The organism is Streptomyces sp. NPDC050674, from assembly GCF_040654575.1.
Taxonomy (GTDB): domain Bacteria; phylum Actinomycetota; class Actinomycetes; order Streptomycetales; family Streptomycetaceae; genus Streptomyces.
The window spans coordinates 148,557-174,384 of the sequence record NZ_JBFAIG010000013.1; the positions used below are offsets into that span (position 1 = coordinate 148,557).

18 protein-coding genes are annotated in these 25,828 nt (G+C 72.3%); 7 read left to right on the forward strand and 11 right to left on the reverse strand.

From position 1 onward, the window contains the following. Nucleotides 1–38: 38 nt before the first annotated feature. The 5 genes from AB0I06_RS22430 (at nt 39) to AB0I06_RS22450 (ending at nt 6,683) form a co-directional block, all read left to right on the forward strand. Nucleotides 39–1,589, forward strand: coding sequence for a sugar ABC transporter ATP-binding protein (locus AB0I06_RS22430; protein WP_363120596.1), 1,551 nt, complete (start codon nt 39–41; stop codon nt 1,587–1,589). Continuing rightward, complete coding sequence (locus tag AB0I06_RS22435; protein ID WP_363120597.1) at nt 1,586–2,641, forward strand: ABC transporter permease; 1,056 nt, start codon at nt 1,586–1,588, stop codon at nt 2,639–2,641. Before AB0I06_RS22430 ends, AB0I06_RS22435 begins: the two co-directional genes overlap by 4 nt. A gap of 41 nt (nt 2,642–2,682) precedes the next feature. Further along, nucleotides 2,683–3,846 (forward strand): substrate-binding domain-containing protein, encoded by a 1,164-nt coding sequence (locus AB0I06_RS22440; protein ID WP_363120598.1) that lies wholly within the window; start codon nt 2,683–2,685, stop codon nt 3,844–3,846. Nucleotides 3,847–4,040: 194 nt separating this feature from the next. Next, a complete protein-coding gene (locus AB0I06_RS22445; protein WP_363120599.1) occupies nt 4,041–5,147 on the forward strand; it encodes an FAD-dependent oxidoreductase in 1,107 nt (368 codons plus the stop codon). 132 nt (nt 5,148–5,279) lie between these two features. Further along, nucleotides 5,280–6,683, forward strand: coding sequence for a cytochrome P450 (locus AB0I06_RS22450; RefSeq protein WP_363120600.1), 1,404 nt, complete (start codon nt 5,280–5,282; stop codon nt 6,681–6,683). A gap of 250 nt (nt 6,684–6,933) precedes the next feature. Here the strand turns inward: AB0I06_RS22450 and AB0I06_RS22455 are convergent, their stop codons facing one another. Continuing rightward, on the reverse strand, nt 6,934–7,539 hold the full coding sequence (locus AB0I06_RS22455) for a response regulator transcription factor (RefSeq protein ID WP_363120601.1): 606 nt from the start codon (nt 7,537–7,539) through the stop codon (nt 6,934–6,936). 235 nt (nt 7,540–7,774) lie between these two features. Here AB0I06_RS22455 and AB0I06_RS22460 point away from each other — a divergent pair, with 235 nt between their 5' ends. After that, nucleotides 7,775–9,256, forward strand: coding sequence for an MFS transporter (locus AB0I06_RS22460; protein ID WP_363120669.1), 1,482 nt, complete (start codon nt 7,775–7,777; stop codon nt 9,254–9,256). A 24-nt stretch (nt 9,257–9,280) separates the two neighbouring features. Here AB0I06_RS22460 and AB0I06_RS22465 read toward each other — a convergent pair whose 3' ends face one another. The 8 genes from AB0I06_RS22465 to AB0I06_RS22500 all read right to left on the reverse strand — a co-directional run bounded on the left by AB0I06_RS22465 (nt 9,281) and on the right by AB0I06_RS22500 (nt 21,310). Further along, the gene (locus AB0I06_RS22465) at nt 9,281–10,357 is read right to left on the reverse strand and encodes a GDSL-type esterase/lipase family protein (protein WP_363120602.1); all 1,077 of its coding nucleotides are present in this window, start codon (nt 10,355–10,357) and stop codon (nt 9,281–9,283) included. A gap of 130 nt (nt 10,358–10,487) precedes the next feature. Next, entirely contained in the window at nt 10,488–13,397 is a 2,910-nt protein-coding gene (locus AB0I06_RS22470) for an AAA family ATPase (protein WP_363120603.1), read from the reverse strand. A gap of 192 nt (nt 13,398–13,589) precedes the next feature. Continuing rightward, nucleotides 13,590–14,000, reverse strand: a complete 411-nt coding sequence (locus tag AB0I06_RS22475; protein WP_363120604.1) for a hypothetical protein — start codon at nt 13,998–14,000, stop codon at nt 13,590–13,592. Nucleotides 14,001–14,575: 575 nt separating this feature from the next. Then, the gene (locus tag AB0I06_RS22480; RefSeq protein WP_363120605.1) at nt 14,576–15,964 is read right to left on the reverse strand and encodes a cytochrome P450; all 1,389 of its coding nucleotides are present in this window, start codon (nt 15,962–15,964) and stop codon (nt 14,576–14,578) included. A 414-nt stretch (nt 15,965–16,378) separates the two neighbouring features. Then, entirely contained in the window at nt 16,379–19,240 is a 2,862-nt protein-coding gene (locus AB0I06_RS22485; protein ID WP_363120670.1) for a glycosyl hydrolase 115 family protein, read from the reverse strand. Between the two features lie 343 nt (nt 19,241–19,583). Further along, the gene (locus AB0I06_RS22490; RefSeq protein WP_363120606.1) at nt 19,584–20,054 is read right to left on the reverse strand and encodes an SRPBCC domain-containing protein; all 471 of its coding nucleotides are present in this window, start codon (nt 20,052–20,054) and stop codon (nt 19,584–19,586) included. Between the two features lie 166 nt (nt 20,055–20,220). After that, nucleotides 20,221–20,802: a dienelactone hydrolase family protein gene (locus AB0I06_RS22495; RefSeq protein WP_363120607.1), complete on the reverse strand. Its 582-nt coding sequence runs from the start codon at nt 20,800–20,802 to the stop codon at nt 20,221–20,223. Between the two features lie 97 nt (nt 20,803–20,899). Further along, nucleotides 20,900–21,310, reverse strand: a complete 411-nt coding sequence (locus AB0I06_RS22500; RefSeq protein ID WP_363120608.1) for a DUF779 domain-containing protein — start codon at nt 21,308–21,310, stop codon at nt 20,900–20,902. A gap of 162 nt (nt 21,311–21,472) precedes the next feature. Here AB0I06_RS22500 and AB0I06_RS22505 point away from each other — a divergent pair, with 162 nt between their 5' ends. Further along, nucleotides 21,473–22,396 (forward strand): aminoglycoside phosphotransferase family protein, encoded by a 924-nt coding sequence (locus AB0I06_RS22505; protein ID WP_363120609.1) that lies wholly within the window; start codon nt 21,473–21,475, stop codon nt 22,394–22,396. 5 nt (nt 22,397–22,401) lie between these two features. Here the strand turns inward: AB0I06_RS22505 and AB0I06_RS22510 are convergent, their stop codons facing one another. Then, a complete protein-coding gene (locus AB0I06_RS22510) occupies nt 22,402–24,441 on the reverse strand; it encodes a CocE/NonD family hydrolase (protein ID WP_363120610.1) in 2,040 nt (679 codons plus the stop codon). Between the two features lie 16 nt (nt 24,442–24,457). Beyond that, on the reverse strand, nt 24,458–25,771 hold the full coding sequence (locus tag AB0I06_RS22515) for an ATP-grasp domain-containing protein (RefSeq protein WP_363120611.1): 1,314 nt from the start codon (nt 25,769–25,771) through the stop codon (nt 24,458–24,460). Nucleotides 25,772–25,828: the final 57 nt, after the last annotated feature.

A 25,828-nucleotide genomic window follows, 5' to 3' on the forward strand; every position in this document is an offset into this window, starting at 1 on the left:
CGAGCCGAAGAGTGCCCGAAATGCTGTAATTTGATCGGGTGCGCGACACTCCCGACAGGTCGGCGAAGACGGCTTCGCCGTTCGGGCCGGAACCCCTGCTCCGCATCCGCGGGCTCAGCAAACGGTTCGGCGGCACCCTCGCGCTGGCCGGGGTCGACCTGGACGTCCGTCCCGGCAGCGTCCTGGCCCTGCTCGGGCCCAACGGCGCCGGGAAGTCCACCCTCATCAAGATCCTCGCCGGAGTCCACCAGGCCGACGCCGGTCAGATCACCGTCGCGGGGGAGCCGCTCGGCAGCCCCGCGGCCACCCGGAGCATGTCCTTCATCCACCAGGACCTCGGCCTCGTGGAGTGGATGACCGTCTCCGAGAACCTCGCCCTGACCACCGGCTACGCACGCCGGTCCGGGCTGATCTCCTGGCGGCGCACCCGCGCGCGCTGTGCCGGCGCCCTGCACGCGGTCGCCGCCCACCTCGACCCCGACGCACCGGTCTCCACCCTCACGCCCGCCGACCGCTCCCTGGTCGCGATCGCCCGGGCCCTCGCCGCCCGCGCCCGGCTCCTCGTCCTCGACGAACCGACCGCCCGCCTGCCCGCCGCGGACAGCGCCCGGCTCTTCGGCGTCCTGCACGACCTGCGCGACCGCGGGCACGCCCTCCTCTACGTCAGCCACCGCCTGGACGAGGTCCGCCAGGTGGCAGACGCGTACGCCGTCCTGCGCGACGGCCGTCTCGTCAGTCACGGCCGGACGGCGGACCGCGACCCGGCCCGGCTGGTCAAGGACATCGTCGGCGAGGCGGCCGCACCGGCCACCCCCCGCCCCGCAAGGGCACCGGCCGCGGCGCCGCCCGTCCTGACCCTCGACGGCGTTCGTACCGCCGGGGCCGGGCCGGTCAGTCTGGAGCTGGCGGCCGGGGAGGTGCTCGGCCTGGTCGGCCTCTCCGGAGCCGGGCACATGGACCTCGGCCGAGCCCTCGCCGGCACCCGGCCCCTGCTCGAAGGGCGGGCCGCGCTGCGGGGACGTCCGTACCGCCCCCGCTCGGTCGCGGAGGCCGTCGCCCTCGGGGTCGGTCTCGTACCGGGCGACCGGCTGCGGGAAGGCTGCCTCGCCGAGCTGACCGTACGGGAGAACCTCCTGGCCGACCCCCGCGCGGGAGGCCCGCGCGCACCGCGCTGGATCGGCCCCCGCGGCGAACGGGCCCGGGCCGCCGCCCTGATCGAACGGTTCGCGGTGCGCCCGCCGGATCCCGAGAACGCCATCGCCACGCTGTCCGGCGGCAACCAGCAGAAGGTCATGATCGGCCGCCGGCTGCGGTCGGACCTGTGGCTGCTGATCCTGGAGGAGCCGACCGCGAGTGTCGACGTCGGGGCCAAAACGGCGATCCACCGCCTGCTGGCCGAGGCGCTGGAGGCGGGTCTCGCGGTCCTGCTGCTGTCCACCGACTTCGAGGAGGTGACGAGCGTGTGCAGGCGCACGCTGGTCTTCGTGCGCGGGACCGTGACGGAAGAGCTGAGCGGCCCCGCCCTCACCGTCGCCGGACTGACCCGGGCATCCTCGGCCCTGCCCCCGCCCCCGGCAGGGCACCCATGACGCCGCCGCGGCCAGGGCGCCGCCCCGGCGGCCACCTCGTCGGCGCCTACGGCCTGCTCGCCCTCACCGCCCTGCTCTACCTGGTCTTCTCCCTCGCCCTGCCGGACACGTTCCCCACGCTGGACACCCTCGACTCGATCCTGTCCAACCAGTCGATCCCGGCGGTCCTCGCCCTCGCCGCCATGCTGCCCATCGTCACCGGCGCGTTCGACCTCTCCCTCGGATACGCCCTCGGCCTGGCCCATGTGATGGTGCTCTGGCTCGTCGTCGAGCAGGGCTGGCCCTGGGCCCCGGCCTGCCTCACCGTGCTCGCCGGCGGGCTGGCCGTGGGCGTCCTGAACGGCGTCGTCGTCGAGTTCGGCCGGATCGACTCCTTCATCGCCACGCTGGGCACCGGCAGCATCATGTACGCCGTGACCGGCTGGATCACCGACGGCGGCCGGATCGTCCCCGGCCCGCAGGGCCTGCCGCCCGCGTTCACCGACCTCTACGACTCCTCCTTCCTCGGCCTCCCGGTCCCCGCCTTCTACGTGCTCGCCCTCGTGGCCCTCCTCTGGCTGGTGCTGGAACGACTGCCGCTCGGCCGGTACCTGTACGTCGTCGGGTCGAACCCGCGCGCCGCCGACCTCCTGGGCATCCCGACCCGCAGGTACACCGTCCACGCGTTCGCCGCCTCGGGCCTGATCGTGGGCTTCGCCGGGGTCCTGCTCGCCGCCCAGCAGCAGATCGGCAACCCGAGCGTGGGCCTCGACTACCTGCTGCCCGCCTTCGTCGGCGCCCTCCTCGGCTCCACCGCGATCAAGCCCGGCCGACCCAACGCCCTCGGCACCCTCGTCGCCGTCGCCGTCCTCGCCGTCGGTCTCACCGGCATCGCCCAGCTCGGCGCCGAGTTCTGGACGGTGCCGCTGTTCAACGGCGGCACCCTCCTGATCGCCGTGGGCCTGGCCGGATACGCGGCCCGCCGCAGGCTGCGCGGCGGCGCGGCCCGCGACACACCCGCGGCGCCGTCCCCGTCCGCCCCGGCGCCCGACGGCGGCACGTCACCGCCCTGACCCGTCCGGCACGCCCGCGCCGAACCCTCACTGGAGCTCCCGTGCACCGCACCCGCAAGGCCGCCCCCGCAGTCCGCACCGCGCGGCTGGCCTCGTGCGCCCTGCTGGCCGCGGCCGCCGCCCTCACCGGCTGCGAACGCGGTTCCTCCGAGACCGCGGAGGAGTCCACGACGGGCCCGAACGGCTGCCCCGCCGTCCACGCCAGGGCCCGCGAGGCCGTCACCCGCGCGCAGCGCACCGACATCCCCTGGTCGGGGCCCACCAGCGGCCCCGAGGCGGTGCCGGGCAAGACGATCGTCTTCGTCGCCCAGACCATGACCAACCCCGGCGTGGCGGGCGCCGCGGACGGAGTGCGGGACGCCGCGCGGGCCATCGGCTGGAAGGTCCGGGTCATCGACGGCGGCGGCACCCCGGCCGGTATCCAGGCGGCCATGAGCGAAGCCGTGGCCCTGCGTCCCTCGGGCATCGTCATCGGCGGGTTCGACCCCGACTCGACGGCGCAGCAGACCGCCAGGGCCAACGCGCAGCGCATCCCGCTCATCGGCTGGCACGCCGTCCCCGAGCCCGGCCCCAGCCGACGGCCCGACCTGTTCACCAACGTCACCACCCGCGTGCGGGACGTGGCCCGCATCAGCGCGCAGTGGATCATCTCCGACTCCGACGGCCGCGCCGGTGTCGTGCTCATCACCGACGCGTCGATCCCCTTCGCGCGCAACAAGTCCGACCTGATCCGCGAGGAACTGACGAGCTGTCAGGGCGTGCGGCTGCTCTCGGTGGAGAACATCCCGATCCCCGACGCCAGCAGCCGCACTCCCCGGGAGATCTCCTCCCTGCTCTCCCGCTTCCGGGACCGCTGGACCCACTCCGTGGCCATCAACGACCTGTACTTCGCCGACGCCGCCCCGGCCTTCCGCGCCGCCGGTGAGAAGGGCTCAGGGCCGCCCTTCAACATCGGGGCGGGCGACGGCGACCCCTCCGCCTTCCAGCGTGTGAACAGCAGGCAGTACCAGGCCGCCACCGTGCCCGAGCCGCTGTCCCTCCAGGGCTGGCAGATCGTCGACGAGTTCAACCGCGCCTTCTCCGGCCGTCCCGACAGCGGGTACGTGGCACCGGTGCACATCGCCACGGCCGACAACAGCGAAGGCGCCACCACCTGGGATCCGTCGGGTTACCGGGAGGCGTACCGGAAGATCTGGGACAGATGACGGGAAGATCCGGGGCACGTGACGGCCGGTCAGGTGCCGAACCCTTCACGGAACATGCACCGAACCTCGGAATCCCTTTAGTTTTCAAGCGCTACTGTCGCGTCAGTCGAGTGGCCGCCGAGGGTCGATCCGAGCGGGGCCCGTCCGCGGCGGCCCTCGCTCCCCCCCCCACACACAGGCACAGGAGACTCGGTGTGCACGACGGCGACGTAGTGGTGATCGGCGGCGGATACGCCGGTGTCCGGCTGGCCAGACGGCTCGACACCACGGCCCGGGTGACGCTGGTGGACCGCAAGGAGGTCTTCTTCCACCGCATCGCCTCCCTGCGCGCCGGAGTCCACCCCGAGTGGACCCACACCCCCTTCATCCCCTACGACCGGCTGCTGCACCACGGCCGCGTCGTCACCGGCAAGGCCGTCCGCCTCGACACCGCCGAACGGCACGTCGTCCTCGCCACCGGCGAGCGACTGCCGTACGACGTGGTCGTGATCGCCACCGGCGCCGACTACCCCGAACCGGCCCGCTTCACCGGCACCACCACCGAGGAAGCGGTCAAGTCGTTCGCCGAGCACCAGCGCGACATCGCCACCGCCGAACACGTCCTGGTCGTCGGCGGCGGCCCCGGCGGCGTCGAACTCAGCGCCGAGATCCGCCTCGCCCGCCCGGACGCCCGGGTCACCCTCGCCCACTCCGGGTCCGCACTGCTCGACTCCACCGGCCAGACCCGCCCCGGACGCAAGGCGCTGGCCTGGCTGGAGTCCCACGACATCGAGGTGCGGCTCGAGTCCTTCATGTCGCCCGGCACCGACTTCGGCACCTACCGCGACGCCCGCGGCACGGTCATCGAGGCCGACCTGTCCTTCTGGGCGACCGGCACCACCCCCAACACGCTCTGGCTGCGCCTGGCCGGGCACGGCGACTGGCTCGACGCCGCCGGACGCGTCAAGGTCGACCGGACGCTCCGCGTCGAGGGCAGGCCGGACGTGTTCGCCGTCGGCGACGTGAACGACGTCAGCGAGCTCAAGATCACCCCCGCCGCGCTCGCCCAGGCGGACCTCGCCGCCCACAACATCCGCGCCCACCTGCGCAGTCCGGGCAGGCACCGCAAAGAGCCGCGCCTGTACCGCCCGATCCGGCGCACCCCGCTCATCGTGCCGTTCGGCCCCGCCGACGGACTGACCGTGCTGCCCGTGCCGGGCGGCGAATCCGCCGTGCTGGGCGGCCGCACCACCACCCTGGCCAAGGCGAAGAGCCTCATGACGCCCTACATGCGCCGCCAACTCGGTTACACGGCGGCCTGACACGCCACGGCACCGCCCCCACCACCCGACCCCCGTCGTTACCCGTGGGTTCAGCTGGGGTAGGGTCCCCACCGTTTCCGGCTACCGACTGATGGTGCGCCGGTACAGGGCGTGTCGGAGGGTGGCAAGACGATGGAATCCCAGTGGGGTGACGGCGGATCCGTGGACCTGGACGACACGAGGCTGGAGACACTCAGTCCCGAACCGCTGCTGACCAGGGACTACGAGACGCGTCCCGCGCTCGTCTACGAACGGCTGCGCCGGGAGCACGGCCCCGTCGCGCCGGTCGACCTGCTGGGGGTGCCCGCCTGGCTGGTGCTCGGCTACCGGGAGTCGCTCCAGGTGCTCCAGGACGACGACGGCTGGCCCAAGGGCCTGGAGAACTGGCGGGCCCGCTCCGAGGGCAGGGTGCCCGCGGACTGGCCGCTGGGACCCTCCCTGGAGGTCAACCACATCCTCATCCAGGGCGGCGCCGGCTACCGGCCGCTGCGCACCGCCTGGGACGTCGCCCTCAAGCCCTTCCAGGACCCCCGCCACCCCCAGGCCAAGCGCCTGAAGGCCGCCGTCACCGCCTACGCCGACGAACTGATCACCCTCATCGGGCAGGGCGGCAAGAGCGGCCTCGCGGACCTGTCCGCCCAGTTCTCCCGGCCGCTGCCCCTGATGGTGGCCAGCCACCTGCTGGGCTTCCCCGGCTCGCAGGGCGACGACGCGCTGATGGACATGTGGCGGGTGCTCGACGCCGGCCCGGACGCCGAGGCCGCACTGGAGCGCCTGCTGGCGACGCTGGCCGAACTGGCCGCGCTCAAGCTGGAGAAGCCGGGCGACGACTTCCCCTCCTACCTGCTGGCCGCCCACCCGGACCTGTCGCTGGACCATCTCGCCCGAGAGCTGTTCATGCTGCTGGGCATGACTTCCGACCACGTCGGCATCCTCATCTCCAACACCGTCGTGGAGGTCATCTCGGGCGAGGGCAGTGTGCGCGCCAGCCTGTCCGCCGGGATGGTCAGGGAGACCATGAACCGGGTGGTCATGCGCAAGCCGCCGCTGGTCAACTTCGTCCCGCGCTTCGCCGCCCGGGACACCCCGCTCGGCAACTACACCATCCGGGCCGGCGACCCGGTCTGGGTCTCCCCGGGCGCCGCCCACGCCGACCCGCTCTTCGCCGACCACATCGCCTCGGGCACCACCATCAGCACCCGGGCCCACCTGTCCTGGGGAGCGGGCCCGCGCCAGTGCCCGGCGCGGGAACTGGCCTCGGCGGTCGCGGCGGCCGGGGTGGGGCGCCTCTTCGAGCGGTTCGACTACCTCGACCTCGCCCTGCCCGCCGACCAACTGCCGTGGCGCTCCTCGCCCTTCATGCGCGGCCTGCGCTCGCTGCCCGTGCGGTACGACCTCGCCTCCGCGCCGCCTCCCCGGCCGTGGGCCGACGAGCCCGCGCCGGGGGCGGCCGAGGAGGTCCTGCCGGACCCGGCCGCCCGGCAGCGCTCCTCGCTCTGGCGCTATCTGACGGGCCTCATCCGCGGCGGCCGCTGACCCCGCAACCGAGTTCGAACGCCCATCCCGCACCGACGTTCCTCACGGTCCGGGAAGGACGCCTTCACACCGCACGCGTGACAAAAGGCGCTGGTGGACGGCGCCCCCGTGCTGGGATGCTCGAAGCAGATCCCGGGAAGGGCGCGAGGGCCCGCGGGGGCCGGGCAGGTACACCTCGATGACCTGCCCGGCCGTCCCTGCGCCAGGGCCCGCGACGGGGGCGTGAGGGGGCGTGCAGGAGCATGGAGGATCACACCCAGCCCGACTCCGTGGCGATCCTGATGGCGTCGATCCGGTTGCGCCCGCCCGTCTTCCGGGTGATCGCCGACAGATGGTTGCGCACCGTCGCCGCGGACAGGCACAGCCGCTCGGCGATCTCCCGCGTCGGAGTGCCGTCGGCGGTCAGCCGCAGCACCTGCACCTCGCGCGGGGTGAGCGGGTTCGCTCCCGCGTCCAGCGCGGCGAGCGCGAACTCGGGGTCGACGAACCGCTGCCCCCGCACCAGCTTGCGCACACCGTGCACCAGCCGGTCGGGAGGGGCGTTGGTGCAGATGACACCGGCGGCGTGCAGATCGAGCATGCGGCGCAGCCGCTCGGGTGTCGTCGAGGCCATCATCAGCAGCAGCCGGCACTCCGGCAGCCGCGCCCGCAGCTCGCCCCGGACGGCGATCTCCTCGCCCTCCCTGGAGTCCACGCCGATCACGGCCACGTCCGGCCGGCACACCAGGGCACGCGCCAGGACGTCACCGTCGCCGTCGGCCTCCGCGACGACCTCGATGTCGTCCTCCCGCGACAGCAGAGCGGCGAAGGCACCCCGCACGAGACGGGTCCGCTCGACGAGAAGAACGCGGATCACGGTCGCTCCTCTCCGCCGTACGCGGCCCACTGGGCCACCTTGACCGGATTATCCCCGCACGGCGCGCGAATCTCAGCTCGGCCGCGACCCAACCGGCCCCGCCCGGCCCGACGGTGATCGAGTGGTGGGGCGGGAGAGGCGGGCGTACCGTCGAACGGTGGACACCGCAGGCGGCCCGCAGCCGGCTTCACCACAGGCGACCACCACCAGGGAACCCGGTGGTGGCGGAAACGCGATGGCACTGCTGGTCATCGCCTCCTGCCAGTTGATGGTGGTCCTCGACATCACCATCGTGAACATCGCGCTGCCGCACATCCAGAGTGCGCTGGAGTTCTCCACCACGAGCCTGTCGTGGGTGGTGAACGCCTACACCCTCACCTTCGGCGGTCTGCTGCTCCTCGGCGGCCGGGTCGGCGACATCCTGGGCCGACGGCGCGTCTTCGTCTTCGGCGTGCTGCTGTTCGCGCTCGCCTCCCTGCTCGGCGGGTTCGCCCAGAACGCCGGCCAACTCCTGGGCGCCCGCGCCCTTCAGGGCGTCGGCGGCGCCATCGCCTCGCCGACGGCCCTCTCACTGGTCAGCACGACCTTCCGGGAAGGCCCCGAACGCAACCGGGCCTTCGGTGTCTTCGCCGCGGTCTCCGCGGGCGGCGGCGCCATCGGGCTGCTGGCGGGCGGCGTCCTGGTCGAGTGGCTCAACTGGCGCTGGGTGCTCTTCGTCAACGTCCCGATCGGGCTGCTCATCGCCCTGGCCACGCCGCGCTATATCAAGGAGTCGGAGCGTCACCCGGGGCATTTCGACATCGCCGGAGCCCTTACCTCCACCGCGGGCATGGTGCTGCTCGTCTACGGCTTCATCAGAGCCGCGCAGGACGGCTGGCGGGACCCGCTCACCCTCGCCTCCTTCGCCGGGGCGGTCGTGGTCCTCGCGGCCTTCATCGCGATCGAGCGGCGGTCGAAACAGCCCATCACACCGCTGCACATGTTCGCCGACCGCAACCGCGCCGGTACCTACGGCATCATGCTGTGCCTGGCCGCCGCCATCTTCGGCATGTTCTTCTTCCTCACGCTGTTCGTGCAGAACGTGCTCGGGTTCAGCCCGCTCTCGGCCGGACTGGCCTTCCTGCCGGTCAGCGCGGTCATCGCCATCGGCGCCGGACTGGCCTCACGGTTCCTGCCCGTCTACGGGCCCAAGCCGTTCATGGTGGTGGGCGCGATCCTGGCCGCGACGGGCCTGGCCTGGCTGACCCTGACCGACGTGCACTCCACGTACGCGGGCAGCGTCCTCGGCCCGATGCTCGTCTTCAGCCTGGGCATGGGCATGGAGTTCGTGTCCCTGACCCTCATGGCGCTGTCCAACGTGCCCACACCGGAGACCGGCGCGGCCTCCGGGCTCCTCAACGCCACCCAGCAGGTCGGCGGCTCCCTCGGCCTGTCCATCCTGGTCACGATGTACGGCACCGCCAGCACCAACGAGGCGGACAAGCAGGTCCCGGACTTCCTCCGGCAGGCGACCCCGGCCGAGCGCATCCGGTTCGAACGCACCGGGCAACTGCCCAAGCCCTGGTCCGACGAGATCCTCACCGCCGGCGTCTCGGCCGCCTTCATCGTGGCGGCGATCTTCACCGCCGTCGCCGCGTTGATCGCCCTGCTCGTCATCCAGGTGCGACCCTCGGACCTCGAACGTCTCAAGGGGGGAGCGGGCCCCGGCCCGATGTGAGGCCCGCCCCCGGCCTTCGGGCTCCTACGAACCGATCCGGGCCGCGATGACCGGCGCGAGCCGGTCGGCGATGACCCGGTGCCCCCGGTCGTTGGGGTGCACCGAGTCCGTCAGGTCGCCCGACCCCAGCCAGCCGGTGGTGTCGACGAAGGAGACCCGGGCGTCCCCTCCGGCTACGGCGGCCTTCACGGCGGCCTGGGTCTGGGGGACGAACCGTCCGCGGAACGTCTCCAGCGCGAAGATCCACGCCTGCGGATAGGCGGCCCGCACCTTGCGCAGCAGACTGCTGTACGCCGACTGGAACTGCGTGGTACTCACCCCGTGGCCCACGTCGTTGGTGCCGAGGTTGATGACGACCGCGTCGGCCCGGTAGCGGGAGAAGTTCCAGTCGGGCGTCGACGCGTTCGGGTTGAGCTTGGTGAACTGCCGCTCCAGTCCCACGCATCCGTCCGCCGCGGCCACCAGGCACGCCCCGCCCTGCGCGATCTGCGTGTGCTCGACGCCCAGCCGCTCACCGATCAGCCAGCCGTACGCGGTACGGGCGTTCTGCGAACTCGTCGTGCCCACGGTGATGGAGTCGCCGACGAACTCGACCAGCTTCGACGGGGCCGCGGGCGCGAACGTCGTCGCGCCGCTGTCCAGGACCAGCCCCTGGAAGACGGCGTCGCCCCGGTAGGAGCCCGCCACCACCTGGTAGTTGACCTGAAGTGTGTGGTTGCCGGGGGAGAGGGCGGTCGGGGTCAGGTTCACGGTCCCCTTGACGTCGTCGTAGAACTTCACGGGACCGTTGTCGATCCGCGCCCACAGGTCGATCGTGCCCCGCTGCTTCAGCTTGACCGTCCGGCCGGTGAAGCCGGCCCGGTAGTACGCGCCCGCCCAGTACGGGGTGTAGGCGGTGCTGGAACTCGTGGTGTCCCAGCGGCCGACGAACTTGATGTTCGGATCGCCTGGCTGCCCGGGGGCGGCCGCCTTCGGCGTGACGTCGCCCGGGGCGGCCTGCGCGGGCGAACCGCCGGTCAAGGACAGCAGACAGGCCATGAGCATGGCTGTCAGCAGGGAGGGCAGGGCGCGTCCGGGGGAGGTGTGGGGGGAGGTCTGCACGGGGTTCCCTTCACGTGGGGGTGTGGGCTGGGAGCGCTCCCATAGGCAGCCTTATGAGGGAAGCAGTGAAACGGTTCAACGTCAAGCAGTGTGCGCAGTACGGTAGTTGAGGACGAACCCGCCGCCCTGCTCACCGCCCCGGCCGCGGGCAGGCCTCCAGGGCCGCCACCAGACCGGCCGCGTCGGTGCCGAGCTTTCGGTACACCGAGGACAGCTGACGGCGCACCCCCTGCTCGGTGATGCGGAGCTGCTTCGCGACCACCGGGGCCGGGTGGCCCTGGGCGGTCATCTCGGCGGCTTTGCGTTCCTGGGCCGTGAGCATGTCGGTCTGGGCGTAGCGCAGGGGCAGGGGGCGCAGGCCCGCGGCGGACAGTTCCCTCCTGGCCCGGGCGGCGAGGCCCTCGGCCCCGCAGTGGACCGCGCCTTCCAGGCCCTGGTAGAGCCGGTCGGCGGCCTCGTGCAGGTGCCCGGCCCGGGCCAGCGCGGCCCCGTGGCCGACCTGGGCACGGGCCAGTTCGTACGCGGCGGGCGACTGCTGGAGGTGGTCGACGGCCTCCGCGTGCAGTCCGAGCGCGGCGTCCCCGCCCGTCACCTCCGCCTGGGCGTGCAGGGCCTGGCCGATCGCGGAGGCCGCGCCGAAGTCCCGGGCCCGCTTCACGGCGTCCTGCGCGTGGCGCACCGCCCGGTCCGGGGCGCTGCGCGACAGGGCGGAGGCCAGTCCCAGCTGCCAGGGGCACCACGCGGGGTTGCGCCAGTCCCGGCCCTCCAGCCACTCGCCGACCTCGGTCAGCAGGACGGCGGCCTCGTCGGGCCGGCCCTCCGCCAGGAGCAGCTCGGCGTGGACGGTGCGCGGGTCGGGATAGATGACGGAGTTCGGAATGCTCTCGCCGTAGCGGTAGGTGTCGGCGAGCCGGCGTGCCGCCAGGACCCGGCCGCGGGCCAGCAGCGTCTGGATCAGGATGCCGATGGCGAACCACTGGGCCGGCACCGCGCCTTCCACCCGGTCGGCGATGCGCAGCCCCTCCCGCACCAGGTTCTCGGCCTCGGCCAGGCAGCCGCGGCGGTACCGGATGTACCCGGCCAGGGTCTGCCCCAGGGCCAGGTGGGAGCCGCGCCACCCCTTCGACTCGCATTCGGCCATGCCCTTGGCGAACAGCTCCTCGGCCCGCCGTGGCTGGTCGCAGTACATGAACACCAGCGCGACCGAGACGGGGACCTCGAAGCCCCGGTTCTCATGGGTCCAGCTCAGTCCGCCGCGCAAGGCCTCCTCGGCGAACGCGAGCGCCTTGTGCCGGGGCTCGCCGCACATCATGGCGTCCCAGGCGCGCGACCCGAGGATGTACCGCTCCTCGAGACCGCGCCCGGGCAGCCGGTCGGCCAGCCGGGCCAGCGCCCGCGAGCGGGCGGACGAATCCGACTCGTCGGCGCGGAACGCGCTCCACACGAAGTGGTCGGCCTGCATCCGCAACCGGATCCGCGGATGGGCGGCCCGCCGCGCCTCGTCCGCGGCCACCGTCGCGGCCTCCGCCATCCGGTCGGTGTGGGCCAGCGCCTGGGTCAGCCGGTACACCATCGAGGCGCGCAGCTCGGGGTCGATGTCAGGTTCCGCGAGGGCCTCCCGCAGATGCGTGACGGTGGCCGTGGGTTTGATGAGGAAGGTCGCGCAGGCGAGTTCGTGCAGCAGCGCGGCCCGGTCCTCCGGCAGCGGCGGCTCCTGCAGAGCCCGGTTCAGCAGCCGTCGGGCCGCCTCCGGCGCGCCGGAGTGCAGAGCTTCCCGGGCGGCCCGCCGAAGACAGGCCACCGCCTCGCCGCTGCCCTCGCAGGGCACTTCCAGGAGGTGCCGGGCCGCGGCGGCGTCGCCGAGCCCGGCCGCCCGCACGACCTCCGCGGCCGAGTTGTGCAGTCCCTCCCGCAGGCTCGGACGGATGGACCGGTAGATCGTCGTGGCGATCAGCGGGTGCACGAAGTCCAGGCTCTCCCCGGGCCCCTCGCCGTCGGCCAGAATGCGCGCGGCGCGCAGCTTCTGCGTGGCCTCGGCCGCCGCGGTGCTGCCGATCGCCGCGATACGGGCGGCCAGTTCCGGAGAGATGGCCTGCCCGAGCACGGCCGCCGCGTAGGCGAAGCGGACGGTGGTGGTGCCGAGCCCCTGAAGCCGTTCGATCAGCCCCGGCCCCTTCACCGCGGCCGCCAGGTCACGCATCGCCGGCAGGTCCTCGCTGGTGCCCCGCAGACTGCGCTCGCCGAGCCTGATGGAGAGCTCCACGGCCTCGAACGGGCTCCCCGCGGTGACCTCCCAGCACTCCTCGCAGAACTCGTCCTCGGCCTCCTCCCCGACCTCGTCCCGGACGATCCGGGCCACGGCCGTGGCGCTGAGCGGCGCCAGAGTGAAGGGACGGCTGCCCAGATCGGCGGCCGGGGAAGTGAAGGCAGCGGCCTCCAGCGGCAGTTCGTCGGGCCGGAACGCGACCACGACGAGCAGTGACAGATCCATGGCCCGGGGCGCGAACGAGGCGAGCCAGCTCAGCGACTCGACGTCGGCCCAGTGCAGATCGTCCAGCAGCAGCACGAGAGGGCACTTCGTCACCGCCAGGCGCGTCATCACCCAGTCGAGACCGTCACGGACCCCGGTCGGATCCGGCACATGGCCGCCCGGCGTCGCGACCAGGCCGAGCGCGGCGGCGACGATGTCGTGCCAGCCGCCCAGGAAGGTGCGCCGTTCCTCCTCCTCCATGGCGGCCAGGACGGGCTGGACGATCTGGCGCACCAGGTGGAACGCGAGCCCCTGCTCCTTCTCACCACCCCTGCCCGACAGCACCGTGAACCCCTGCGCCCCGGCGCGGATCCGGGCCTCGGTCAGCAGGGCGGTCTTGCCCATCCCGGCCGGACCGGTGAAGGCGAGGACCCCGCCGCGCGGCGCCTGAGGCACGCCGTCGACGCTGTCGCGCAGACCCGTCAGCGCCGAGTCGAGTGCGCGGAGCTCCTTGCGGCGCTCGAGCAACGGCCGGGTCTGGGACGGGGGTTGCCGCAGCTCGTTCGCCATGGGGCGTACCGCTTCCTGTCGTCGGCCATCGGGAGGCAGCGAGAGCGTACGCCTCCCGATGGGCACCGTTCCGGATTCTGGAACGAGCTCGACGAAGAAGGGTGAATGACCTGCTACAGCCGCGTGAAAGACCGATCCCGCGGGTACCGTTGCCCGAATGGGCACCCTCTGCGCGGCCTGATCAGCGCCCCCTCACCCCGCCAGGGGGCCCGCCGCGTCCGCGTAGCGCGGCACGGTGCGGGACCAGTAGTAGCAGCCGCGGATCCACCCGGCCATGCCTTCCACATAGCCGACGCCCGAAGGGCTCAACGACGGTTCGATCTCGGCGCGCAGCTCCTGGAACTCGCGGATCGTGCGGTTGATCCGCTCGATGGCCAGGGTGACGGCCACCGGCAGGGGGCACTGATGGGCCCGCTGGTAGGCGAGGGCCAGATTGATCATTCCGCCGGACCGCTGTTCCTTGACCGCGGAGAAGAGGTCGGGGATCCACACCGCCGCGTCGGCCGACAACCGGGCGAGCCGCCGCATGAGCGGGTGGTGGAGCTCGCCGGGGGTCAGCTCGCACGGCTGCGCGGCCTCGCACAGGGGGTGGAAGGGCTCCACGCCCGCGGTGAGACCGTATCGAGGTGCACAGCCCGGACCGGAGGGGGGAGGGGTGGCTCTGCGCGACCGCCTCGTACAGCAGCCCGTGCACGTACTCGCGGCTCTTCCACGCCCAGCGCGCGGCCTGCGCCGGGGTGCAGCGTTCGCCGACCTGGCGGTGGAGGTCGGCCAGGGCGGCACCCAGCGGGGTAGCGGGTGCCGCGCCGTCCCGCAGGATCGCGATGCTCTCGCACAGCATCGGCAGCAGGAGCCCCGGCCCGTGCCGGCCGACCTCCTCGGCCCGGTCGTCGAAGACGAACTGGTAGGCGATCTGGAGGGCGACGAGCCGCAGGATGCCGGGATCCGCGTCGGGGCTGTTGTAAGAGGCCAGTTCGGCCGGGCGGGTGCGGGAGATCATGGCCGTCAGCCCCGGTTCGTCACTCAGCCCGGTCACGCGCAGCCAGTGGTCGACGGCCGCCGCGGCGTCCGGCTCGTGGGTGTTGCACCGGAACGGAAAGGGCATGTGGAGCTGGGTGTCGATCAGCTCGACCAGGCTCGCGGGGGCGGTTCCGCCCGGCGTGACGATCGCCGCTTCCTCATGCGTGGTGGACACCGTCGTCACCGTCCCTCCGGCTCTTGTCCACCCCGGGCGCCGCCGGCGCGGCTCCGGGCGCGGCGGCGACGGCGTGCGGCGCGGTGCCGCCCGGCGCGTCCGCCCGTGGGGCGCAGATCATCGTCAGGGACCTCGGTCCCAGGGTCGCTCCCGGGCGGGGCGGGGCGACGCGTCCGGTGGGATGCCGTAACCGCCAGCGTCCGGCGATCGTGGCCAGGGCCACGGTCATCTCGGCCATGGAGAACAGGTCGCCGATGCACTTGCGGTTGCCGGCGGCGAACGGGATCAGCGCCCCGTGCGGACCGGCGGCCGCACCGCCCTCCAGCCAGCGCTCGGGCAGGAACCGGTCGGGCTCGGGGAACGACTCGGGGTCGTGGTGCAGGAGATACGGGCTGTACAGGACGGTGGTCCCCCTCGGCAGCCGGCGCCCGGCCAGCTCCGTCTCGCGGGTCGTGACCCGGGTGAAGAGCCAGCCCGGCGGGGAATGGCGCAGGGTCTCCGTGAGGACGGACCGGGTGTACACAAGACGCGGCAGATCATCGGCGTCCGGCAGCCGGCCGCCGAGGACGGTGTCGACCTCGGCGTGCAGCCGCCGCTCCACCTCCGGGTGCTGGGCCAGGAGACCGAACACCGAGGCCAGACACATCGAAGGGCTCTCCGAACCGGTGAGCAGGAGCGACACCAGCTGGTCCTGGACCTCCCGGTCGGTGACCGGGGGCGTGCCGTCCTCGGCCGCGGCGGCCGTGAGCAGGAGCCCCAGCAGATCGTCGCGGGGCGCACCCACGCGGCGCTCGGCGACGGCCGCGTCGATGAGTTCGCGTACCCGCTCCACCGCACGCCGGTAGCGGCGGTTGGCCGGAGTGGGGAGACGGAACAGGACGTCGACCGGTACGACGGTGCGCACGAACAGGCCGCGCACGATGGCGGCGAGGCAGTGCCGCACCTCGTCGGCCGCCGCCGGACCGAGCGAGTCGGACAGCAGGAGCCGGCTGATCAGCCGGGTCGTCAGAGTCAGCGTGGCGGCACTGACGTCGACCTTCTGCCCGTCCCGCCAGTCACGGCACAACGCCTCGGCCTCCCGGGCCATCAGGTCCGTCTGCGCGGCGACCCGGGATGGGCGGAAGGTGGGTTGCAGCATGCGGCGCTGACGCCGGTGCTCCCCGTGCGGGCAGGTGACGACGCCGTTGCCCATCAGCGCCCGCAGCCGCTCGTACTGCGGTCCGCCCTTGTCGAACGTGCGGGTGTCCCTGAGCATCAGGTGGACCAGCTCGGGGTGACACACCATCCAGGCCCGCTGGGGGCCCAGGCGTATCTCGACCAGATCACCCTGCTCGGGAAGAGAATTCAGAAACTCCAGCGGACGGCGGAACAAGGCGATACCGTGGCCGATGGATGGGAATATGCCTGGAGCAGTACCAACCGTCCATGCCTGTTGTGATTCGGGAACGCGGCTGTTCATCGAATACCACCCGCTTCGGTCGACCGGGGAAAACGGTGACGTTTCACCGACGTGGCGCTTGCACCATGTCCTGCCCAGTCCAACCCCGCCGCTGACTTGACGAACCCTTTCTCCAAGGGGGCGCACGGGTGCACAGGGAAGCGCTGAGTGCATCACTTCCGAAGCACGTCAGGCAAAAAGCGGTGTTCTTCCGTCACTCGCGCTTCTCGGGGCGTCCTCACGTCTTTTCCGTATACACCGATATGCACCGGTCCGGAAATGCTGCCGAGAGCAGGCGGGCGGCACCGACGGCTCGCTCACGGAGCCGCCGGGCCGCCCGGCCCCGGATCAGGAGCGGCGATAACTCTCGGGCGGCGCCAAATACCCGCCCCCCACCCCGCCCGTGTCGATCACGATCTGGTCCACCGCGATCCCCGGATCCACCATGAACACCCTCAGCACATGGTCGCCCGGAGCGGTCACCGTCACCCGGGCCGTCAGCTTCTCGACGCCCTCCTCCACGTTGCGCGCCCAGGCGTCGCCCCGGTTGCCGGTGGCGACCGCCTGCCCCGACACGACCGCCGGGGGCTGGTCGTCGAGGGCGACGGCGACACGTCGCTTGCCGCGTTCGTCCAGCGAGGGCAGACGGAAGACGGTCACCGGGAACGTGCCGGCCGTGGAGAAGCGGACCCGGTAACGCAGCTCCGGCGACCGGGTGGTGAGGTCCTCGGTGACCGGCGGTGCCGTCGTCGGGACCGCCTCGACCGCCGCCGTACGGCGGCCCAGCCCGCGCACCACCCGCCACCGCGCCCCGCCGCGCGACACCTCGCGGTCGAAGTGCGCGGCGTCGATCGACACATAGCCGTGGGCCTCGACGAAGCCGCGGGCACGACGGCGCGCCCGTTCCCCGTCGTCGACCACCAGCAGCGGCACCTCGATGCTCCGGCCGGCGCCGGTGAAGGTCAGCGCCGGGCGGTGCGTGCCCTCCGGCACCCGCGCCCAGTCGATCTCGGCCCACACCCTGAGCTGGTCGGTGAGTTCACCGCCCGTCGTGCTCAGCTTGATCCACGGGGCGCTCGGCTCGGCACGCCACTCCAGCGGCAGGAAGCCGGTGTTGAAGACGTCCACGAAACGGCGGTCGCGGGTGTAGGAGGAGAAGGACAACGGCCGTTCGGTTCCCGTCTCGTTGCCCTCGGAGGCGATGCCCAGACCCGAGGTCTCCTGGCGGGGGAGCCTGGCCACGGCCGGGCGGCCCGGTGCCTTGGGGATCTCGGACGGGTAGGGGTTGACGATGCCGTCCCACTTGCCGCCCGCGATCTGCGTGTTGTAGCGCCGGGTGATCGCCTGCTCCTCGGCGTGCGCCGCCTCGGCCAGGTCCGCGAAACGGTTCGTGCCGGCCCCGCGGCCCTGGCGGACGGCGAGCGCGTTGCGATCGGCCCAGTAGTACTTGAGGTTCATCAAGTACGCGCCGTGGACGGGGTACTCGATCAGCTCGAAGTAGGCGTCCCGGCAGGACTCGGGCAGCTTCGCGCCGAGCCGGCGCGCCCGCTCCAGCAGGTTCTCGTAGGCCGTCATGCGGCGGCCGGCCTCGTCGCCGTGGTGCACCGTCGAGAAGACCGCCCGGTCGATGAACTCCGGGCGCCGCTCCGCCGCGAGGCGGTAGTACTCGGTGCGCAGGGCGGCGATCTCCGCGCCGTAGCGTCGGCCGAACTGGCGGCCGGCCCACTCCACGAGGAAGTCCTCGACGTTCTCAGGGCCCCACCGGTCCACGTCCCAGGCCATGTCCAGGCAGAAGGACAGCCCCGTCTCGATCGACTTGATGTCACCGACGTTGAAGATCCACATGCGGTCCACCCGGTGCTCGTGGACCCGGCGCAGCTCCTGCCACACCTTGCTCAACTGCGTGGTGTCCAGCCACAGATAGCTGCGGGGGCGTCCCCAGTAGGAGAGGTGGTAGTAGATGCCGTTGCCGCCGGGGCGGCGGCGCTCGGCGTCGTTCGGGAGCTGGCGCATGTTGCCGTGGTTGTCGTCCGGCCAGATCAGCGTGACGTCCTCGGGGACCTGCACGCCCGCGTTGTACAGCTCCAGGACCTCCTTGTACGGGATGAAGATCTGCGGCTCGGCGGCCGGGCCGACCTCCTCGGCCAGGATGCGGCGCTGGTCGGCGATGATGTCGTTCATCACCGCGACCTTCTCCGGGACGGTGGTGGCGTGCTTCGTCTCCAGCGCCGAGTCGTGCAGCCCGCGCATGCCGATCGTCCAGCTGCTCTCGTAGGCGGCGTTCTGGCGCGCCCGCGCCCGCCAGTAGTCGGAGATGACGGACGGGTTCACCGTGTAGTCGTACAGGGGGAGCGTGCCGTCCGCGGCCCGGTGCTCCTCGGCCCACGGCTGCCATTCGTGGACGCCGTTGCGCAGCATGGCCTCGGGGTGGCTGGAGCCGACCACGATGCCATAGCGGTCGGCCAGTTCGGGGTTCTCGCGGTGCTTGTTGAAGAAGTCGGAGTAGGGGTGCATCGCCGGCCAGAGGTAGTTGGCCCTGAGGCGGAGCAGCAGCTCGAAGACCCGCTCGTAGGTCTTCGGGCCGATGTTCTTGTCCGGCTCCTGGGTGCGGCGGGACCAGGTGGTGAGGTTCTGCTCGTCGTTGATGAAGATGCCCCGGTAGCGGACGGCGGGTTCCCGCCGGACCAAGGGCCCGGCCGGGACCGTCACCGTGTCACGGCGGGCCACGGGGACGTCGGCCCACCAGTACCAGGGCGAGACGCCGATGCGCTCCGAGGTGTCGTAGACGCCGTAGACCGTGCCGCGGCGGTCGCTTCCGGCGATGACCAGGGCGCGCCCCACACCGGGCAGCGGACGGTCCACGACCTGGGTGACGGAGGCCTCCCAGCGGCCCTTCACCCGGGAGACGTCCAGGCGTCCCTGCCCGATGAGCCGGTCGATCACCGGGCTCGCGCCGATCGTGCCCACCAGAACCAGGAGCTGAGCGCGCGGCGGGACGGTGTGCACGAGCTCCGGCCGTACGCCGCCGACGCGCTCCACGTCGGCCTGGAGGTCCCCGGCCGCGCGGATGACGGCGGGGTCGTCCGCCGCGTCGACGAACACGTCCACGGCGGTGCCGTCCTGGAGCAGGGGGAAGTCCGGGCGGTGGGCCGAGGGCGCGGCCTCGGCAGCGGGGACGGGAAGCAGGGGAGCGGCACCCACGGCCGCCATGCCCCGTAAGAAGGACTTGCGGGTGACGGACGGGAACGACGGTCTCTGCGGCACTGGGCACTGCCTTTCCGCGCCGGCCCGCGACGGTTCCTCGTCCGGTCGTCGGCGGGGCTGCGCACACGGGGGTTGGCATGGGCAGGCTAGAAAGCGCTTGCCGCTGCACCCTAGGGGAGGCTTCGTGAGGGCGTCCAGACGGTGGCGGTGGGTCTGTTGGTGCGACTGGTTCGTGAGGCGCGGTTTCCCGGCGCCCTCCGGGCTCGGCCGGCCCGGCTGGGGGGCTCCGCGCGGAGGGTTCAGGCAGGCGCTGCCGTCGGTGTGCCCCGGTGCTGTGCGGTCCCGCCGCTCAGAAGGCGTCGCCGGTCTCGACGAGCCGGGCCAGATGGGTCAGGGCCATGCGCGTGCCCGTCTCGTTGTCCGCGGCGGGCACGGCGTCGGGGATGCCCTCGTGCACCATGAGCACGTCGGTGCCGCCGTCCTCGGCGTCGGTGAGCGTGGTCGTCAGCGTCATGGTGCCGCCCAGGGCGGGGTCGGTGGTCTCGAACTCCAGCACCTCCACCACCTGTTCGCCGGGCACCAGACGCGCGAAGTGCCCGTGGTAGGTGTCGGTGTGCGCGGCCGACTTCCCTGAGGCGGCCGGTGTCTCGTAGGTGAGGGAGACACGGAAGCCGCCGCCCTCGCGGGCGTCGAACTCGTGCACCTCGGCGCGCATCCCGGCCGGCACCCGCCAGCGCGCGATCGCCTCGGCGCTCACCAGCGCCCGGTAGACGGCGGCGCGGGGAGCGTCGACATGGCCGGAGACCCGGGACGTGTACATGGGCCCACCCTAGGGGGCCAGCGCAGTGGCGAGTCGGGCCGCCGGGCGTTCGGCGCCGGTGGGGCGAGCCGGTGTGACCGGCTTCGAGATCATCGACGGAATGGCGTTCCGCGTACGGACGCGGGGAGAGAGCCCGCCGCTCGGCGTCGGCGGGGCGGGAGACCCCTCACGGTCGAACCCGGCGTGAGCCGAGGAACTCGATCGTCCGCTCGGTCAGGAGCTTGGCGGCGTCCGGGGTGTAGGACGGCAGCGAACGGTCCGCGAACAGGTGCTGGTCTCCGGGGTAGAGGAAAAGCTCCGCGTCAGCACTGCCGGAGACGAGGGCGCGAGCCGCGTCGGCGTCCTCGGCGAAGAACGGGTCGGCTTCCATCGCGTGCACCTGCACCGGCACGCCGTCCGGCCAAGCCGTCCCGAACTCCGGCACCGGGATGCAGGCGTGGAAGAGGAGCGCGCCCCGAGCGCCCGCCCGTGTCTGGGCCAGCTTCTGGGCGGGCAGCACACCGAGTGAGAAGCCGATGTAGAAGACGTCCTGCGGAAGGTGCCCGGCCGCGCGGACGCCGCGCTCGGTGATCTCTCCGAAGCCGATCCGTTCGACGTGGCCCGCGCCCTCCTCGAGAGAGGCGAAGGTACGGCCCTCGAAGAGATCGGGTGTGTGGACGGTGTGGCCGGCGCCGCGGAGTTCGTCGGCGAAAGCGGCGACCCCGGGGGTCAGGCCCTGCGCGTGATGGAACAGGACGACTTCTGGCATGTGTGGGCCCCTTGCCGACAAGTAGCGAATGATCCGAACTCTAGGAGATCGAGGTGCGCCGCGACAGGTCGGCAGGGTCAGCCCGGCCGGCAGGGCGTCATGCCGTACCGGTGTGGTCCGCACCGTCGCGCAGGGGTGGCTCCGACCCGAGGCGGTGCAGTTCCTCGTCGGTGAGGAGACGGGAGCGGAGCAGGAAGCGGACGCCCTCCGGGGCCTCCAGTGAGAAGCCGCTGCCACGGCCGGGGACCACGTCCACGGTGAGGTGGGTGTGCGACCAGTGCCTGAACTGGTCCGCGCTCATCCAGAACGGCGTGTCCCCGGCCACGTGTCCCAGCAGGACGTCCGAGGCGCCGACCCGGAACTCGCCGCGTGGGTAGCACATGGGGGCGCTGCCGTCGCAGCACCCGCCGGACTGGTGGAACATCACCGGCCCGTGCGCCGCGGTCAGCCGCCGCAGCAGTTCCTCGGCGGCGGGGGTCAGTTCGACACGTCCTGTGCGCACGGTCATGTGGTCCTCCTGGCGGCGAGGGCGGGTCGGGAACCGGTCCGTATCGCGAGTCCTCCAGTATCCGCCGCCGTACCCGAAGGGGCCACAAGGCGGGTGCACGACGGTGACTTCCGCGCCCGGCAGGAGAGACGGCCCGCGGGCGGCGCTGGTTGAATGCCGCGCATGATCGAGACGGGCACGCATGAGACCGACCCCTGGGTTCAGTACTTCGCCCGACGTGGCCACCCAGGCGCGCGGCGCCTCGCCTCCGGCACGGAGGGGATCGTCTACCGGCTCCGGCAGGGAACCGTGGCGAAGGTGTGGACCGGGCGCCCTCCGGAGGACTTCGCCCTGACCCGGCGGCTCTACGCCGACATCGCCCGGCACCCCCTGCCCTTCGACACTCCGGAGATCCTCGGCACCGAGGAGCACGACGGCGTGCTGGTCAGCTATGAACGCGAGCTGGGCGGGCGCCCGTTGCGTTCCGGCACCGAGGGCGACCCGCCCGCCCGCGACCTCCCCCGCGGCGAGACCGACGCCCTGCTCACCGTCCTGCGCGGGCTCGCCTCCGTCCCGGGCACCGAGGCCATGCGGCGCCTGGTGATCCAGGGGGACGACCGGCCGCTCCGGCAGGGCCACTCCCGCTTCTCCGACGCGCTCGCCGCCCTCGTGGAGCGGGCCGCCGGCCGCAACGGGGAGGCCCTCGCCGCGCATGTGCCCGGCCTGGCCGACGTCGTGTCCCGCACGGCCGCCGCGCTGCGGGCCCTGCCCGACCAGGCCGACAGTGTCGTCCATGGCGACCTGGTGCCGCCCAACATTCACTTCGACGAGGCCGGACGGCCGGTGGCCGTCCTCGACTTCGGGTTCTGCACCACGGCCGGCGACCCCGCCTTCGAGGCGGCGGTCACGGCCGCCGTCTGGGACCTGTACGGACCCGACGCCGACCGGCACACCGCCGAACTGAGCCGTCTCTTCGCCCGCGAACTGGGCCACGCCGAAGAGGTCCTGACCCTCTACCGCAGGGCCTACGCCCTCATCACGTACGACCTCTTCGGCACCGGCCCGCAGGACGGGCACTTCCGCTGGTGCGCCGTCCGGCTGAGGTGAAGCGGCTACAGCAGGTCGCGGGGGACCTCCTCGTTCCAGGTGCGGGAGAAGACCCGCCGGCCGGCCTCGTAGGCGTCGAGGGTCGCGTCGACGAAGAAGTCCGTCTCGTCGCACGTGAGCCGGGTGTGGGTGACCACCCGCACGTCCCAGTCGTCCCGCTGGAACCGCATGGTCCACGTGGTCTCGCCGCCGACCGAGGTGAAGTCGTCGGCGACCGCCGTGTAGCGCTCGTGGGCGCGGCGGCCGGCCTCCAGGCCGATGTCCTCGAAGCGGACCGTGCCCCGGTCCTTCACGATGTCCAGCTCGGAGCGGTAGTCGATCAGATCCCGCTTGACGTCCCAGCGTTCCTCCGGCGGCGTCACCTGGGTCATGGCGAGCGGGGGAGTGCCCTCGGGCTCACCGAAGGGCGAGGACGGCACCTCGTCGGGCTCGTCCACCGGCCGCACCGGCAGGGTGAGCGTGCTGGAGTGCTCGTGGACGCTGAGCAGGGCCGGCTTGGGCGCGGGCCAGGCCAGCGGCCAGTAGGACGTCGACAGCGACAGCCGGATGCGGTGACCCGGCGGGAACGCCTGGGCCACCCCGTTCAGCGGGACGGTGGCCCGGTAGCGCCGGCCCGGCTCCAACGGCTCGGGGGCCTCGGTGCTGTCACGGCGGGTCAGATTCAGGATGCCGTACGAGACGCGCGTCGCGGCGCCGTCGGGGCTCACGTCGGACAGCCGCGCGGCCACCAGGGCGACCGGCTCACTGACCGACAGGTCGAGCTCCACGGTCGGCGAGCCCAGGATCTCCACCGGTTCGGTCAGCGGCTCGGTGTCGAAGACGAGCGAACCGCCGTCCTCCTCCCGCTGGTCGTAGGGCAGGTCCGGGGGCGCGTTGTAGGAGGCCCACTTGCCCGCGAACTGGCCCACGGACAACGGCGAGCGCACGGTCATCGCCTCACCGGGCTCCGGCACCGCCGCCGAGTCCTCGCGCGGGGGCCCGATCGTGTGCCGGGTGAGCGGATGCGTGACGGGGCGGATGTGCGGGGACGGCCAGTCCGGCTCGCCCACCCAGCGGCCCGGCCGCTCCTCGTAGGAGGTGGAGGGCGGCACGCTGTCCTGCATCCACGCCTGGAGCATCGGCCCGTCCATGACGCCGTTGTCGACGCCCTTGAGCCAGTGGTCCCACCACCGCACGAGCTCCTGGAGGTAGCCGATGGCCGGGCCCGGCTCCCCGAGGTGCGGGAACTTGTGCGACCAGGGCCCGATCAGCCCCTTGCGGGGCACGTCCAGGTTGCCCAGCAGCCGGGTCACGGCGTTGGAGTACCCGTCCGCCCAGCCGCTGGAGGCCAGGACCGGACATTGCACGCTCGTGTAGTCCTCGCAGACCGAGGCGTGCCGCCAGTAGTCGTCGCGGCGCTGGTGGCGCAGCCACTCCAGTACCCAGGGCTCGGTGTTCTCCAGCCGCTCGTGCCACATCTCGCGCCAGCGCTCGCCGACCACGGCCGGGTCGGGCGGGCAGGTGCCGTAGGCGAACATGGTGCCCGCCTCGGCCAGGTTGTCCGACAGCAGGGCGCCGCCCATGTAGTGCATGTCGTCGGCGTGCCGGTCGTCGGTGAACGAGGCGATGGCGATGGCCTTCAGGCTCGGCGGCCGGCGGGCCGCCACCTGGAGCGCCGCGAACGCGCCCCAGGAGATGCCCATCATGCCCGTGCCGCCGTCGCACCACGGCTGCTCCGCCAGCCAGGCCAGGACCTCCTCGGCGTCCGCCTGCTCCCGTTCCAGGTACTCGTCGCGCAGCACGCCCTCCGAGTCGCCGGTGCCGCGCAGGTCGACGCGGACGCAGGCGTAGCCGTGCCCGGCGAGGTAGGGGTGGTGGATCGAGTCGCGTACGGCCGTCAGGTCGCGCTTGCGGTACGGGATGTACTCCAGCACCGCCGGCACCGGCTCCTGGTCGGAGGAGGTGGGGCGCCAGATGTGCGCCGAGAGCCGGATCCCGTCGGACATCGGGATCGTGACGTGCTCTTCTTCCTTCGTCTCGTACGGCAGGTTGGTCACGTAACGCATGGAAGTGACGTGCTCCTCACTTTCGCGCGGCTTCGGCCTCGGACGGGGCGTCCTCGAAGGCCAGGCCCAGGGCGGCCACGCAGTGGTCGAACTTCTTCCGCAGATCCGCCTCGTCGGCACCGCCGGTGTAGATGTGCGCCAGCTCGTAGCTGTAGCTGTCCTGCCCCGGCAGGTCCGACAGCCTGTCGCCCTCGGAGGGGACGACCTCGATGCGCACGCCCGGGGTCTCCCGCTCGATGCGCGCGATCTCCTCGGCGCTCGGCACCCGGCGCACCACACCGTCGGTGAACCAGCGGTGGTACCACTTCGCGGCCATCGCGTACTCGCCCTCGCGGTGCGGCATGCGCGGGTCCTCGCCGAGGGCGAGGCGGACCATGCAGTGGTGGTTGGGCACGCCGTCGACGTACTGGAACAGCTCCGCGTGCGACTGGGAGTGCCGGGGGTTGATCTCCAGCAGATTGATCTCCTGGGTCCGCGGGTCGTAGAAGTACTCGATGCTGAAGGTGGCCGAGTCCATGCCGATCTGCCGCATCACGCGCTCGCTGACGTCGTGCAGCTGCGCGATGACCGGGGGCGGCAGCATCGAGGGGTACTGGTGGCGCAGGAAGCAGGAGGAGTCCGGGTACTGGATGGAGTCCAGGACTCCGTAGACGGTCACCTCGCCCTGGTGGACGTAGCCCTCGACGGCGACCTGGACGCCGGACATCGCCTCCTCGGCGAGACAGACCCGGCCGCCCACGCCGTTCATCTCCGGCGGCAGGTCGATGCGTTCGAGGACGTGCTCGAAGGGACGGCCGATGCGGGATATGCCCTCGCGGATCTCGGCGACCGCCTTACCGAACTCCTCCTCGTCATCCACGCCGAAGGCGAGTTCGGAGGAGTACGAGAGGGCGGGCTTGAGCCACATCGGGAAGGACACGTCCTCCGGCGGGCGCGGCGGCTCGGCCGACAGGTCGACCTGTCCGAAACGCGGATGCCGGTCGGTGGCCTTCCGCTGCTCCAGCCGGCTCCAGTACTTGTGCTCGCACTTGACCACCGACTCCAGGCTGGTGCTGCGGGTGCCGTAGCGCTCGCTCAGCATCGGTACGAGGGTGCTGACCGGGAAGTCCCAGTACCCCACGATCGCGTCGATGCTGCCGTCGAACGCGTCGAGCACCCCCTGGGCCTTGTCGAGCAGCGAGGGCAGGTGCACTTCGCCGACCTGGAGCTCCTCGATGGTCAGCAGCTGGTGGAAGCGCAGCCGGTCGGCTCCCGGGACCTGCTGGAGCGTGGGCAGATTGGCCTCGTCGAGCCCGATCACGAAGACGTTCTTCACCGTCTCGTCAGACACGGCTCTCCTTCCGACGAACATACGGCCCGAGGGCCGGCTTGCAAGATCGCCGGAGTA

What these genes read in the sequence shown, in the direction of transcription:
- AB0I06_RS22510 (WP_363120610.1), bottom strand. Translation starts at nt 24,441, where the DNA reads ATGCGTTACGTGACCAACCTGCCGTACGAGACGAAGGAAGAAGAGCAC.
- AB0I06_RS22435 (WP_363120597.1), top strand. Translation starts at nt 1,586, where the DNA reads ATGACGCCGCCGCGGCCAGGGCGCCGCCCCGGCGGCCACCTCGTCGGC.
- AB0I06_RS22470 (WP_363120603.1), bottom strand. Translation starts at nt 13,397, where the DNA reads ATGGCGAACGAGCTGCGGCAACCCCCGTCCCAGACCCGGCCGTTGCTC.
- AB0I06_RS22505 (WP_363120609.1), top strand. Translation starts at nt 21,473, where the DNA reads ATGATCGAGACGGGCACGCATGAGACCGACCCCTGGGTTCAGTACTTC.
- AB0I06_RS22460 (WP_363120669.1), top strand. Translation starts at nt 7,775, where the DNA reads ATGGCACTGCTGGTCATCGCCTCCTGCCAGTTGATGGTGGTCCTCGAC.
- AB0I06_RS22495 (WP_363120607.1), bottom strand. Translation starts at nt 20,802, where the DNA reads ATGCCAGAAGTCGTCCTGTTCCATCACGCGCAGGGCCTGACCCCCGGG.
- AB0I06_RS22485 (WP_363120670.1), bottom strand. Translation starts at nt 19,240, where the DNA reads ATGGCGGCCGTGGGTGCCGCTCCCCTGCTTCCCGTCCCCGCTGCCGAG.
- AB0I06_RS22500 (WP_363120608.1), bottom strand. Translation starts at nt 21,310, where the DNA reads ATGACCGTGCGCACAGGACGTGTCGAACTGACCCCCGCCGCCGAGGAA.
- AB0I06_RS22450 (WP_363120600.1), top strand. Translation starts at nt 5,280, where the DNA reads ATGGAATCCCAGTGGGGTGACGGCGGATCCGTGGACCTGGACGACACG.
- AB0I06_RS22490 (WP_363120606.1), bottom strand. Translation starts at nt 20,054, where the DNA reads ATGTACACGTCCCGGGTCTCCGGCCATGTCGACGCTCCCCGCGCCGCC.